Origin of the sequence: Streptomyces sp. NPDC002181 (assembly GCF_042890485.1) — a bacterium.
Classification (GTDB): Bacteria; Actinomycetota; Actinomycetes; order Streptomycetales; family Streptomycetaceae; genus Streptomyces.
This window is the reverse complement of sequence record NZ_JBIASC010000011.1, coordinates 129,600-142,401: the sequence shown is the minus strand read 5'-3', so window position 1 is coordinate 142,401 and position 12,802 is coordinate 129,600. Positions and strand designations below refer to the sequence as shown.

Below are 12,802 nucleotides of genomic sequence, written 5' to 3'. Positions count from 1 at the left end.
CACCCCCGCGAGCGGTGACGGGCCGTGCCGCGGAGCGGCGGTGACTAGACCCAGGTGTCCAGCCACATGCGGCCGCGCCAGGAGTCCATCGGGAGCGTCTGGCCTGTGTAGATCGGCCAGAAGTAGATGAAGTTCCAGATGATGAGGAGGACCAGTACGCCCGCCGCGATCGCGCCCAGCGCCCGCCTTCGCTCCGACGAGCCCGCCGGGCCGAGCAGCGCGCCGATCATCATCGTCACCGCCAGACACAGGTACGGGACGAAGACCACCGCGTAGAAGAAGAAGATGGTCCGCTCCTGGTAGTTGAACCAGGGCAGCAGGCCCGCGCCCAGCGCGCACGCGATCGCGCCCGCCCGCCAGTCACGGCGGAAGAACCACCGCCACAGCACGTACAGCAGCGCGAAGCAGCCCGCCCACCACAGCAGCGGGGTGCCCAGGGCCAGCACCTCGCGGGCGCACTTGCCCGCCTCCGTCGCCGGGCAGCCGTCCGTCCCCGGGTCGGGGGACTCGTAGAAATAGGAGACGGGCCGGCCCAGGACCAGCCAGCTCCACGGGTTCGACTGGTAGGTGTGGCCCGAGGTCAGGCCCACGTGGAACGAGTAGACCTCCGTCTCGTAGTGCCACAGGCTGCGCAGCCACTCCGGCAGGAACGACAGCGAACTGTGCTGGTCGTTCTTGGCGGCCCAGTCGCGGAAATAACCGCCCTTGCCGTTGTCGGGGGACAGGATCCAGCCGGTCCACGAGGCCAGGTACACCGCGATCGCCACCGGCACCGTCGACAGGAAGCCCGGCAGCGCGTCGCGGCGCAGCATCGCCGCGTACGGGGCGCCGGCCCCCGCGGTGCGGCGCGCGGCCGCGTCCCACAGGACGGTCAGCACGCCGAAGAAGGCCAGCACGATCAGGCCGTTCCACTTCGTGCCGAACGCCAGGCCCAGGCAGACGCCCGCCAGGATCCGGTACGGGCGCCAGCCCATGCGCAGCGTCTCGGCGACGGTGGCGTCCGGGCGGGTGCGCCCCTCGTCGTCCACCGGGAGCGCGTCCGCGAGTCTGGCCCGGGCCCTGTCCCGGTCGATCAGCAGGGCCCCGAAGGCGGCCAGCACGAAGAACATCAGGACCAGGTCCAGGAGGGCCGTGCGGCTCATCACCAGGTGCAGGCCGTCCACCGCGAGCAGCGCGCCCGCCAGGCAGCCCAGGAAGGTGGAGCGGAACAGCCGGCGCCCGATCCGGCACAGCATCAGCACCGACAGGGTGCCGAGCACGGCCGTCATGAACCGCCAGCCGAACGGCGTGAAGCCGAACATCCACTCGCCGAGCCCGATGACCCACTTGCCGACCGGCGGGTGCACCACGTAGCCGGGGTCCAGCGGGAGGGAGACCCCGTCGGGGTTGGCGAGGATCGACTTGTCGATGTCCTTGGGCCAGCTCGCCTCGTAGCCCTGCCGGATGGTCGCCCAGGCGTCCTTGGCGTAGTACGTCTCGTCGAATATCACCGCCTTCGGACTGCCCAGGTGCACGAAGCGCAGCACCCCGGCCACCAGCGCCACCAGCAGCGGCCCCGCCCACGCCAGCACGCGCTGCCAGGTGCCCGCCGCCGCGAGCGGGACGCCGAGCGCCGTCCACAGCTGCGCGGAGGGCCGGGCGTACGGGGGCACCAGGCGGGTACGGAGGTCCGGACTCGGGGCGGTGGCCCGCCCGGGGCCCGGGCGCCAGGGGCCGGCGGGCGGCGCGTAGCCGAAACTGCGCAGGCGGCGCAGCCAGGTGGACGGCTGGTCTGCGCGTCCCGCCGGAGGGGCGGGCGGGGCCCCCGCGGGGCTGGGCGGCGGCGTCGCGGTACTGGTCACCGGGTCATCGTAGGGAACGCACCTGTGCGAACCCCAGTGCCGGGGGCCCCCGGTGCGTGTGCCGGGTGGGACGGACGAGGTCTGCCGGGTGGGCCGGACGAGGTCTGCCGGGTGGGACGGATGACATGTGCCGGGCGGGACGGCTGAGAGGATGGACGGGTGACGACTGACCAGCCCACCGGCTCCGAAACCCCCTCCTCGACCTCCGCCTCCGCGGGCTCCGCGGGCGTGCTCGTGCTCGCCGGCACCCCGATCGGCGATCTCGCCGACGCCCCGCCGCGGCTCGCGGCCGAGCTGGAGCGGGCCGACGTGGTCGCCGCCGAGGACACCCGCCGGCTGCGCCGGCTGACGCAGGGGCTCGGCGTGCACACCACCGGGCGCGTCGTCTCGTACTTCGAGGGCAACGAATCGGCGCGCACCCCCGAGCTGGTCGAGGCGCTGGAGCAGGGCAGGCGGGTGCTGCTGGTGACCGACGCCGGCATGCCGTCCGTCTCCGACCCCGGCTACCGCCTGGTCGCCGCCGCCGTCGAGAAGGACATCAAGGTCACCGCCGTGCCCGGGCCGTCCGCGGTGCTCACCGCGCTCGCCCTGTCGGGGCTGCCGGTGGACCGCTTCTGCTTCGAGGGGTTCCTGCCGCGCAAGGCGGGCGAGCGCCTCGGCCGCCTGCGCGAGGTCGAGGGCGAACGCCGCACCCTCGTCTACTTCGAGGCCCCGCACCGGCTCGACGACACCCTCGCCGCGATGGCCGAGGTCTTCGGCGCCGACCGGCGGGCCGCGGTGTGCCGCGAGCTGACCAAGACGTACGAGGAGGTCAAGCGCGGCGGGCTCGGCGAACTGGCGGCCTGGGCCGCCGAGGGCGTGCGCGGCGAGATCACCGTCGTCGTGGAGGGCGCACCGGCGGCCCGGCCCGGCGATGTGGACGCCGAGGAGCTGGTGCGCAGGGTGCGGGTGCGCGAGGAGGCCGGGGAGCGTCGGAAGGAAGCAATCGCGGCGGTCGCGGCCGAGGCCGGAGTACCCAAGCGGGAGGTCTTCGACGCGGTCGTCGCGGCAAAGAATGCGGCTCAAAAGGTGCTGTAAGACGGTAAAGGGCTAACCTGAAAAGCAAAGCTCAGACCGCGCACCGGGGCCTTTCGGACATGAGTCGCCCAAAGGCCGTCCAACACTGGACAGGGCCTGATGCGCTCCCGCCCGAAGAGGCGTCCACTGGCATTGGCACCAGTGGAACAAGAGGAGCTGGCATGAGTGAGATCGCAGACACCTCGGTACCCGTACCCGCGCCCGCAGTGGCCGTACCCGTCTCCGTGCCCAGGCCTGGTGTGCACACCGTGCACGAGGCGTACTCCTTCGCGTGCATGAAGTGCGGCTACGGCTGGGAGCAGGGCTACGAGATCGAGCACCACGTCGACGGCGCGGGCCAGCCCTTCATCATCTACACCGTCCAGGGCGAGCGGGTGCCCTCCCCGCTGTCGAACCCGACCTGCCACAACTGCGGCGGGCACGTGGTGCGGATCATGCGCGAAGGCCAGGTGTCCTCGGTGCTCGGCACGATCGACAAGCTCTACCACCACCGCATCTCGCCCGGAATCGCCGGCCCGGTGCCGGCCGGAGCCAACGTCCCGCGGGCCCCGAAGCAGCGCACGAGCCCGCCGCACGACTCCCCCGGAGCCGTCCCGGCGGACGAGGGCGCCGAGCGCCGGGGCTGGCTCTCCCGGCTGATGGGGCTCTTCCGCCGGTCATAAGATCGGCTCCATGAGCACTGCCTCCAAGGACACCCCGCCGCCGCTGCCCGAACCCCTCCGGGTGGCGGTGGCGGACTCACACACCCACCTGGACATGCAGCGGGGCACCGTCGAGGAGGGCCTCGCCAAGGCCGCCTCGGTCGGGGTGACCACCGTCGTCCAGGTCGGCTGCGACGTGAAGGGGTCCCGCTGGGCGGCCGAGACGGCGGCCGCGTACGACAACGTCCACGCGGCCGTCGCCCTTCACCCGAACGAAGCGCCCCGCATCGTCCTGGGAGACCCCGACGGGTGGTCGCGCCAAGGGGCGCGGGCCGGCGGCGGCGAGGCCGCGCTCGACGAGGCGCTGGCCGAGATCGAGGAACTCGCGCGGCTGGCGCACGTCAAGGCCGTCGGCGAGACCGGACTCGACTTCTTCCGCACCGGACCCGAGGGCATGGCCGCCCAGGAACGCTCCTTCCGCGCCCACATCGAGATCGCCAAGCGGCAGGGCAAGGCCCTGGTCATCCACGACCGCGACGCCCACGCCGACGTCCTGCGCATCCTGCGCGAGGAGGGCGCGCCCGAGCGCACCGTCTTCCACTGCTACTCCGGAGACGCCGAGATGGCCCGCGAGTGCGCCGCCGCCGGGTACTACATGTCCTTCGCCGGGACGGTGACCTTCAAGAACGCCGCGCCGCTGCGCGAGGCCCTGGCCGTGGCCCCGCTGGAGCTGGTGCTCGTCGAGACGGACGCCCCGTACCTCACCCCGGCGCCGTACCGCGGACGGCCCAACGCCCCGTACCTCGTTCCGCTGACCGTACGGGCGATGGCGGCGGTGCGCGGGATCGACGAGGACGCGATGGCGACGGCCCTGGCGGCGAACACGGCCCGCGCCTTCGACTACTGAGGGGCCGCCCGGACCGCCCACGCGTCCGACACGCAGGGTAGCCGTCCGGCTTTGGTGAGTGACGGACGTCCGCTAGGGTGCCGTGCCCGAACCGATGGGGCCGGACCAGTGGAGCGAGCGTCGTGAGCGAGAGTCCTTTCAGCGGGGCGTACGGGGCGTACGGGAACGAGACCGTCGCCCAGGACACCGAACCCGTCGTGGTGCCCGCCCCGCGCACCGGGGACCGGCGGGCCGCCCGGCGCCGCAAGGGCGCCGAGGCCGGCGCCGCCCTCGCCGCCCCCACCGGGCGCCGGCGCCGCAGCGCCCCCGCCGACGCGGGCGCGGGCCCCGGCACTTGGCGGCGGATCGTTCCGCAGGCCCTGGTCGTCGCCTTCCTGGCCGGCGGCACCACCGCCTTCGTCGCCGCCGACAAGTCCGTACGGCTCACCGTCGACGGGGAGCCCCGGACACTGCACACCTTCGCCGACGACGTCGACGAGCTCCTCGCCGCCGAGGGCCTCGGCGTCGGCCCCCACGACCTCGTCGCCCCCGCGCGCACCGAGGCCCTCGACGACGGCGACGAGATCGTCGTCCGCTACGGCCGCCCCTTGCGCCTGACCCTCGACGGGCAGAGCCGCCAGGTGTGGACCACCGCCGCAACCGTCGAGGGGGCCCTGCGCCAGTTCGGCATCCGCGTCGAGGGCGCCTACCTCTCCGCCCCGCGCACCGCCTCCGTTCCCCGGGCCGGCCTCGCCCTCGCCGTCCGCACCGAACGCAGCGTCACCTTCATGGCGGACGGCCGCGAAAGCACCATCCGCACCAACGCCGCCACCGTCCGGGAAGCCCTCGGCCAGGCCGGGATCACCCTCCAGGGCCAGGACACCACCTCCGTCCCGCCCGCCTCCTTCCCGCGCGACGGCCAGACCGTCACCGTGCTCCGCATCACCGGCACCCGAGAGGTCCGCGAGGAGCGCATCCCGTACGCGATCGAGAAGACCGAGGACGACTCCCTGTTCGCCGGCACGGAGGTCGTCGAGCGGGCGGGCCGGCCCGGCGCGCGCCGGGTCACGTACGTCCTGCGCACGGTCAACGGGGTCCGCCAAAGGCCCCGCATGGTCGCCGAGGAGACCGTCCGCGAGCCGGTCACCCAGCTCGTCAAGGTCGGCACGAGGCCGCTGCCGACCTCCGTCGCCGGGGCCGACGGCCTCGACTGGGGGGCGCTGGCCCAGTGCGAGTCCGGCGGCCGCCCCTCGGCCACCGACGCCTCGGGCACGTACGGCGGCCTGTACCAGTTCGACGTCCGCACCTGGCAGAGCCTCGGCGGCTCCGGCCGCCCCCAGGACGCCGCGGGCTCGGAACAGACGTACCGGGCGAAGAAGCTCTACGTACAAAGGGGCGCGACCCCGTGGCCCCACTGCGGCCGTAGGCTTTACCGGTGAGCACCGCAGAGCAGCAGCCCGAGAACACGACCAGCAGTACGACCGGCAGTACGGCCGGCACCGCCTCCGACGCCCTTCTCGGGCCGGCGGACATCCGCGAGCTGGCCGCCGTACTCGGCGTACGGCCGACGAAGCAGAAGGGCCAGAACTTCGTCATCGACGCCAACACGGTGCGCCGCATCGTGCGCACCGCCGAGGTGCGGCCCGACGACGTCGTCGTCGAGGTCGGGCCGGGGCTGGGCTCGCTGACGCTCGCGCTGCTGGAGGCCGCCGACCGGGTCACCGCCGTCGAGATCGACGACATCCTGGCCGCGGCGCTGCCCGCCACCATCGAGGCGCGGATGCCGCAGCGCAAGGACCGCTTCGCGCTGGTGCACTCCGACGCGATGCTCGTGGAGGAGCTGCCCGGGCCGGCGCCGACCGCGCTCGTCGCGAACCTGCCGTACAACGTGGCCGTGCCGGTGCTGCTGACCATGCTGGACCGGTTCCCGACCATCGAGCGCACGCTGGTCATGGTGCAGGCGGAGGTCGCCGACCGGCTGGCCGCCAAGCCGGGCAACAAGGTGTACGGAGTGCCGTCGGTCAAGGCGAACTGGTACGCGGACGTGAAGCGCGCCGGGTCCATCGGCCGCAACGTGTTCTGGCCCGCGCCTAACGTGGACTCGGGCCTGGTCTCGCTGGTCCGGCGAGCCGAGCCGATCAAGACGAGCGCCACGAAGGCCGAGGTCTTCGCCGTCGTGGACGCCGCCTTCGCGCAGCGCCGCAAGACGCTGCGGGCCGCACTGTCCGGCTGGGCCGGGTCGGCGGCGGGCGCCGAGCAGGCGCTGGTCGCCGCCGGGGTGTCCCCGCAGGCGCGCGGCGAGTCGCTGACGGTGGAGGAGTTCGCGGCGATCGCCGAGCACAAGCCGGCGGCCCAGAGGCCCGCGCTGTGAGCCCCCGCACGAGGAAGAGCGTGACGGTACGGGTCCCCGCGAAGGTCAACGTGCAGCTGGCGGTGGGCGCGGCCCGGGCCGACGGCTTCCACGACCTGGCCAACGTCTTCCTCGCGGTGTCCCTGTACGACGAGGTGACGGTCACCCCGGCCGACACCCTGACGGTCACCTGCACCGGCCCGGACGCCGACCAGGTCCCGCTGGACCGTACGAACCTGGCGGCGCGGGCCGCCGAGATCCTGGCCGCCCGCAACGGCCTCTCCGACGCCGTCCACCTGCACATCGCGAAGAACATCCCCGTCGCCGGCGGCATGGCGGGCGGCAGCGCCGACGGCGCCGGCGCGCTGCTGGCCTGCGACGCCCTGTGGGGCCTGAACACCCCGCGCGCCCGGCTCCTGGAGATCTGCGCGGAACTCGGCAGCGACGTGCCGTTCAGCCTGATCGGCGGGGCGGCTCTGGGCACCGGGCGCGGGGAGCTCCTGACCCCGGTCGAGGCGGGCACCTTCCACTGGGTGTTCGCCGTGGCCGACGGCGGACTGTCGACGCCCGCGGTGTTCCGCGAGTTCGACCGGCTGGCCGAGGGCCGGAGCATCCCGGTCCCCGAGGCCTCGCCCGCGCTGCTCGCCGCCCTCGCCTCCGGCGAGGCGGACGCCCTCGCCGCGACCCTGGCCAACGACCTCCAGCCGGCGGCCCTGTCGCTGCGTCCTCAGCTGGCCGCGACGCTGGAGGCGGGCACCTCCGCCGGCGCCCTGGCCACGCTGGTCTCCGGCTCCGGCCCGACGACGGCCTTCCTGGTCCGCGACCCGGAATCCGCCCTCAAGGTCGCCGCGGCCCTCGAAGCCTCGGGCACCTGCCGCACGACCCGGACGGCCACCGGCCCGGCCCCGGGGGCCACGGTCCTGTCGTCCTGAAGCGCCCCCGTACGCAGGTACCCAGAGCGAACTGAGTACCAGCGCTCTGTTCCCGCCCGGCCCCGGGCGGGAACGTGCACCCATGGGATACGCCGCGCACACCGCCAAGGACCTCGCCGAGGCCACCCCCGGGAGCCGGGACCGGTACGTCGACCTGCTGCGGGTCGCCTCGCTCGGGACCGTGTTGCTCGGGCACTGGCTGATGGCCGCCGTCAGCAGCGAGGGCATGGGCAACCTGCTCGCCCTCGTCCCCGCGCTCCAAGTGCTCACCTGGGGCCTGCAGATCATGCCGGTGTTCTTCTTCGTCGGCGGGTTCTCACACGCCCTGTCGTACCGGTCCCTGGCCCGGCGGGCCGACGGACGGCCGGTCTACGCCGCCTTCCTGCGGGCCCGGCTCCAGCGGCTGCTGCGGCCCACCCTGGTCTTCGTCCTCGTCTGGACCGCCGGGGCGCTCGCCGTTCAGCTCGCCGGCGCGGGGGAGGGGAAGCTGACCGGGGCCGCCCTGCGGCTGGTCACCCAGCCGCTGTGGTTCATCGGGATCTACCTCGCCATGGTCGCCTTCACCCCGGCCCTGCTGGAGCTCCACCGGCGGTGGGGCTGGGGGGCCTTCGCCGCACTGGCCGCGGCCGCGGCCGCCGTCGACCTGCTGCGCTTCGCGCTCGCCGTCCCGTACGTGGAGTTCCTGAACTTCGCCTTCGTCTGGCTCGCCGTCCACCAGCTCGGCTTCCTGCGCGCCGACGGACGGATCACCCGCCCCGCACTGCTCGCCGCCGCCGGGCTGGCCGGCGCCGTGCTGCTCGTCGCCTACGGCCCGTACCCGCTGTCCATGGTCGGGATGCCGGGCGAGAAGGTGTCCAACATGGCCCCGCCCACCCTCGCGCTGCTGGCGCACGGGGCGTGGCTCGTCGGAGCCGCGGAGCTGCTCAAGGCGCCCGCCGCCGCGCTGCTCGCCCGGCCCCGCGTCTGGCGCGGTGTCGTCGCCGCCAACGGGATCGCCATGACCGCCTTCCTCTGGCACCTCACCGCCATGCTCGCCGTGTACGCCGCCCAGCTCGGCCTCGGCCTGCGCCTGCCCGAGCCGGCCACCGCCGCCTGGTGGGCGCAGGTCCCCGTCCGGCTGCTCGCCGCCGCCGCGCTGACCGGCGTACTCGTCGCGCTCTTCCGCCGCTTCGAAGCCCCGGGCAGCCGGCGTGCCGAGGCCGGATCCGGGCCCCGCGCCGCCCTCGGCATCACCCTGTGCCTGCTCGGGATCCTCGGTCTGTCCATGACCGGGCTCGGCGGACTGCTGGAGGGCCACAGCGCCACCCTCATCGCCCTTCCGGTCACCGCGCCCGCCGCCATCGGCATGGCTCTGGGAGGCTGGCTCCTGGTGGAGCGCTCGGCATCGGCTCGGAGGGTTAGGCTGAGGGGCTGATCCACACCCTTCCCTGGAGCGCGTCTGATGGCCGTCAATCTGGTCAATGTCGAGGCAGTCGGCAAGGTGTACGGAACCCGTGCCCTGCTCGACGGCATCTCCCTCGGCGTGTCCGAGGGAGACCGGATCGGTGTCGTGGGCCGCAACGGCGACGGCAAGACCACCCTCATCCGGATGCTCGCCAAGCTGGAGGAGCCCGACACCGGCCGGGTCACCCAGAGCGGCGGCCTGCGCATGGGCGTCCTCACCCAGCACGACTCCCTCGACCCCGCGGCGACCATCCGCCACGAGATCATCCGGGACATGGCCGACCACGAGTGGGCCGGCAACTCCAAGATCCGCGACGTGCTCACCGGACTCTTCGGCGGCCTCGACCTCCCCGGCTTCGGCCAGGGCCTCGACACCGTCATCGGCCCGCTCTCCGGCGGCGAGCGCCGCCGCATCGCGCTCGCCAAGCTGCTCATCGCCGACCAGGACCTCCTCGTCCTCGACGAGCCCACCAACCACCTCGACGTCGAGGGCATCTCCTGGCTGGCCAAGCACCTCCAAGAGCGCCGCTCCGCGCTCGTCTGCGTCACCCACGACCGCTGGTTCCTCGACCAGGTCTGCACCCGCATGTGGGACGTCCAGCGCGGTTCCGTCTACGAGTACGAGGGCGGCTACAGCGACTACGTCTTCGCCCGCGCCGAGCGCGAGCGCATCGCCGCCACCGAGGAGACCAAGCGGCAGAACCTGATGCGCAAGGAGCTGGCCTGGCTGCGCCGCGGCGCCCCCGCCCGGACCTCCAAGCCGCGCTACCGCATCGAGGCCGCCAACGAGCTCATCGCCGACGTGCCGCCGCCGCGCGACAAGTCCGAGCTGATGCGCTTCGCCAACGCCCGCCTGGGCAAGACCGTGTTCGACCTGGAGAACGTCAGCGTCCAGGCCGGACCGAAGGTCCTGCTCAAGCACCTCACCTGGCACTTGGGCCCCGGCGACCGCATCGGTCTCGTCGGCGTCAACGGCGCGGGCAAGACCTCGCTGCTGCGGGCGCTCGCGGAGGCGGCCCGTACGCAGGGCGACGTCCAGCCGGTGGCCGGTACCGTCACCGTCGGCAAGACGGTCAAGCTGGCGTACCTCTCCCAGGAGGTCGGCGAACTCGACCCGTCCCTGCGGGTCCTGGAGGCCGTGCAGCGGGTGCGCGACCGCGTCGACCTCGGCAAGGGCCGCGAGATGACGGCCGGTCAGCTGTGCGAGCAGTTCGGCTTCACCAAGGAGAAGCAGTGGACGCCCGTCGGCGACCTGTCGGGTGGTGAGCGGCGCCGGCTGCAGATCCTGCGCCTGCTGATGGACGAGCCCAACGTGCTCTTCCTCGACGAGCCCACCAACGACCTCGACATCGAGACCCTCACCCAGCTGGAGGACCTCCTCGACGGCTGGCCCGGCTCGATGATCGTCATCTCCCACGACCGGTTCTTCATCGAGCGCACCACCGACACGGTGATGGCGCTGCTGGGCGACGCGAGCCTGCGGATGCTGCCGCGCGGCCTGGACGAGTACCTGGAGCGCCGGCAGAAGATGATCGAGGCGGCTGCCCCGGCGCCCGCTCCGGCCGCCGCCAAGTCCTCTTCCTCCGGCGACTCCCGCGCGGCGAAGAAGGAACTCCAGAAGATCGAGCGGCAGCTCAACAAGATGTCCGACCGCGAGACGAACCTGCACGCGCAGATCGCCGAGAACGCCACCGACTTCGACAAGGTCGCCAAGCTCGACGCCGAGCTCCGCGAACTCATCTCGGAGCGCGACGAATTGGAGATGCGCTGGCTGGAGCTGGCCGAGGAGTCCTAGATTCCGCCGGGGGCAGGCGTCGCCCGACCCGATAACGGCGTTGTCACGGGCCGGTTCTCCCTTGGGAACAGGGGCTGGACCGGCCCGATGTAAAAGCGCCGTCAGTGATAGAAAGGTCATCCCCCCACGCCACCCGACGCCGAAGGTACGCGCTGATGACCGAGCCGCCCCAGCCGCCGAACCAGCCGCCCACGCCTTCCGGTTACGGTCACCTGCCCGGCCCGCCGCAGCAGGGCTACGGGTACCCCCAGCAGGGTGACAACCCGTACGCGCAGCAGCCGCCCACGCAGCCCATGCAGCAGCCCGCGCCCCACCAGGGCCACTTCCCGCCGCCGCCCGGCATGCCCACCGCCGGCATGCCCCGGACCGGGGGCGCCCCGCAGCCGCCGAAGAAGAAGACGGCCGTCTTCGTCGCCGCGGCCGTCGCCGGCGTGCTCGTCCTGGGCGCCGGAGGCTACTTCGCCTTCCGCACCGGCGACCAGGACCCGAAGCAGCCCGTCGCGCAGGGCTCCACGCCCGCCGACGCCAAGCCCTCCGCCACCGTGGACAACGGTGACGGCAGCGGCAACGGGAGCAGCCAGACCGAGGACCTCAACGCCGGCCGCAAGCAGGGCGAGGACAAGACGCTCTGGCTCAAGACCGCCAAGATCGACGGTCCCGGCCTCGGCGTGGACTCCGCCGGCCAGTGGGTCGTCGGCGACACCGTCGTCAAGAGCGTCTGGAAGAACCTCACCGCGTACGGGGCCACCGACGGCAAGGAGAAGTGGACGCTCGCCCTCCCCACTCCCATCTGCTCCGTCACCAAGCAGACCACCGCCGAGGGCAAGACCGTCGTCATGTTCAAGGACGGCGACGGCGACTCCGCAACCTGCAACCAGATGAAGCAGGTCGACCTCAAGACCGGCAAGGAAGGCTGGACGAAGGAGGTCCCCAAGGAGGGCCTCTTCGACATCATGACCAGCCCCAGCCTGGGCATCACCGGCGACACCGTCGCCGTCAGCCGCAGCGGCACCGCCAGCGCCTTCAAGGTCAGCACCGGCGACAAACTGTTCGGCAGCGCCACCGCCGAGGGCTGCAAGCCCGACGCGTACGTGGCGAACAAGGGCAAGATGATCGCCATCGCGACCTGCTACGACGACGACCTCTCCAGCGAGGTCTCCGACGCCGACCCGGTCACCGGCAAGAAGACCTGGACCTTCAGGCTGCCCGCCAAGTACAAGGTCGGCGCCGTCTATTCGCTCGACCCGCTCGTCCTCGACATCGGCAACCAGGACAAGAAGGAACGCGCCATCGTGGTCCTGGGACCCGACGGGAAGCAGCGCGCCACCGTGAGCGGCGAGGGCAGCTTCGCCACCGAGTGCACCAACGGCCTCTTCCGCTCCGTCGAGATCTGCTCCACCACCGCCGTGGACGCGGGCACCCTCTACATGCCGACCGTCGCCGAGTCGGGCAAGGCCAACGAGATCGTCGCCTTCGACCTGGGCACCGGCAAGGCCAAGTGGCGCACCCCGGCCGGGGACGGCCGCACCATCGTCCCGTTGAGCGCCGCGAACGGGCAGCTGATCGCCTACCGCAAGGCCACCTCCGACCAGGGCGGCGAGGTCGTCTCGATCCCCGCCGCCGGCGGCACGCCCACCGCGCTGCTGCGCAACCCGTCGGGGGCGTCCGCCCCGATCGAGAGCTCCTTCTTCACCCCGATCGTCGACTACGCGGACGGCAGGCTCTTCGTCTCCCAGTCCCGTCTTCTCGCCAAGGGCACCGCCGAGAAGCTCCTGATGGTCTTCGGCAAATGACGCGCAGCGAGTCCACCGAGCCGCCCACCGAGAGGCAGTAGCAA

At 72.7% G+C, this 12,802-nt stretch carries 10 protein-coding genes; 9 read left to right on the top strand and 1 reads right to left on the bottom strand.

The features are described from left to right. Nucleotides 1-44: 44 nt before the first annotated feature. Nucleotides 45-1,841 (bottom strand): dolichyl-phosphate-mannose--protein mannosyltransferase, encoded by a 1,797-nt coding sequence (locus ACFYXV_RS25145; protein ID WP_389384090.1) that lies wholly within the window; start codon nt 1,839-1,841, stop codon nt 45-47. A gap of 228 nt (nt 1,842-2,069) precedes the next feature. Between ACFYXV_RS25145 and rsmI the strand changes: the two genes are divergently transcribed. The 9 genes from rsmI (at nt 2,070) to ACFYXV_RS25100 (ending at nt 12,758) form a co-directional block, all read left to right on the top strand. After that, nucleotides 2,070-2,918, top strand: coding sequence for a 16S rRNA (cytidine(1402)-2'-O)-methyltransferase (rsmI, locus tag ACFYXV_RS25140; protein WP_180291325.1), 849 nt, complete (start codon nt 2,070-2,072; stop codon nt 2,916-2,918). Between the two features lie 161 nt (nt 2,919-3,079). Continuing rightward, a complete protein-coding gene (locus ACFYXV_RS25135; protein ID WP_385475784.1) occupies nt 3,080-3,580 on the top strand; it encodes a hypothetical protein in 501 nt (166 codons plus the stop codon). A gap of 10 nt (nt 3,581-3,590) precedes the next feature. Then, nucleotides 3,591-4,466 (top strand): TatD family hydrolase, encoded by an 876-nt coding sequence (locus tag ACFYXV_RS25130; protein ID WP_385475788.1) that lies wholly within the window; start codon nt 3,591-3,593, stop codon nt 4,464-4,466. Between the two features lie 122 nt (nt 4,467-4,588). After that, nucleotides 4,589-5,884: a ubiquitin-like domain-containing protein gene (locus ACFYXV_RS25125; RefSeq protein WP_389384089.1), complete on the top strand. Its 1,296-nt coding sequence runs from the start codon at nt 4,589-4,591 to the stop codon at nt 5,882-5,884. After that, nucleotides 5,881-6,816: a 16S rRNA (adenine(1518)-N(6)/adenine(1519)-N(6))-dimethyltransferase RsmA gene (gene rsmA / locus ACFYXV_RS25120; protein WP_385475793.1), complete on the top strand. Its 936-nt coding sequence runs from the start codon at nt 5,881-5,883 to the stop codon at nt 6,814-6,816. Before ACFYXV_RS25125 ends, rsmA begins: the two co-directional genes overlap by 4 nt. 20 nt (nt 6,817-6,836) lie before the next feature. Continuing rightward, nucleotides 6,837-7,727, top strand: coding sequence for a 4-(cytidine 5'-diphospho)-2-C-methyl-D-erythritol kinase (locus tag ACFYXV_RS25115; RefSeq protein ID WP_389384088.1), 891 nt, complete (start codon nt 6,837-6,839; stop codon nt 7,725-7,727). Between the two features lie 82 nt (nt 7,728-7,809). After that, the gene (locus tag ACFYXV_RS25110) at nt 7,810-9,141 is read left to right on the top strand and encodes an acyltransferase family protein (protein WP_389384087.1); all 1,332 of its coding nucleotides are present in this window, start codon (nt 7,810-7,812) and stop codon (nt 9,139-9,141) included. A gap of 27 nt (nt 9,142-9,168) precedes the next feature. Next, the gene (locus ACFYXV_RS25105; RefSeq protein WP_385475799.1) at nt 9,169-10,965 is read left to right on the top strand and encodes an ABC-F family ATP-binding cassette domain-containing protein; all 1,797 of its coding nucleotides are present in this window, start codon (nt 9,169-9,171) and stop codon (nt 10,963-10,965) included. Nucleotides 10,966-11,120: 155 nt separating this feature from the next. Continuing rightward, complete coding sequence (locus ACFYXV_RS25100; RefSeq protein ID WP_389384086.1) at nt 11,121-12,758, top strand: PQQ-binding-like beta-propeller repeat protein; 1,638 nt, start codon at nt 11,121-11,123, stop codon at nt 12,756-12,758. Nucleotides 12,759-12,802: the final 44 nt, after the last annotated feature.

Excerpts from the sequence above, each read along its gene's own strand:
- ACFYXV_RS25135 (WP_385475784.1), top strand. The coding sequence starts at position 3,080 with ATGAGTGAGATCGCAGACACCTCGGTACCCGTACCCGCGCCCGCAGTG.
- ACFYXV_RS25130 (WP_385475788.1), top strand. The coding sequence starts at position 3,591 with ATGAGCACTGCCTCCAAGGACACCCCGCCGCCGCTGCCCGAACCCCTC.
- ACFYXV_RS25110 (WP_389384087.1), top strand. The coding sequence starts at position 7,810 with ATGGGATACGCCGCGCACACCGCCAAGGACCTCGCCGAGGCCACCCCC.
- ACFYXV_RS25105 (WP_385475799.1), top strand. The coding sequence starts at position 9,169 with ATGGCCGTCAATCTGGTCAATGTCGAGGCAGTCGGCAAGGTGTACGGA.
- ACFYXV_RS25100 (WP_389384086.1), top strand. The coding sequence starts at position 11,121 with ATGACCGAGCCGCCCCAGCCGCCGAACCAGCCGCCCACGCCTTCCGGT.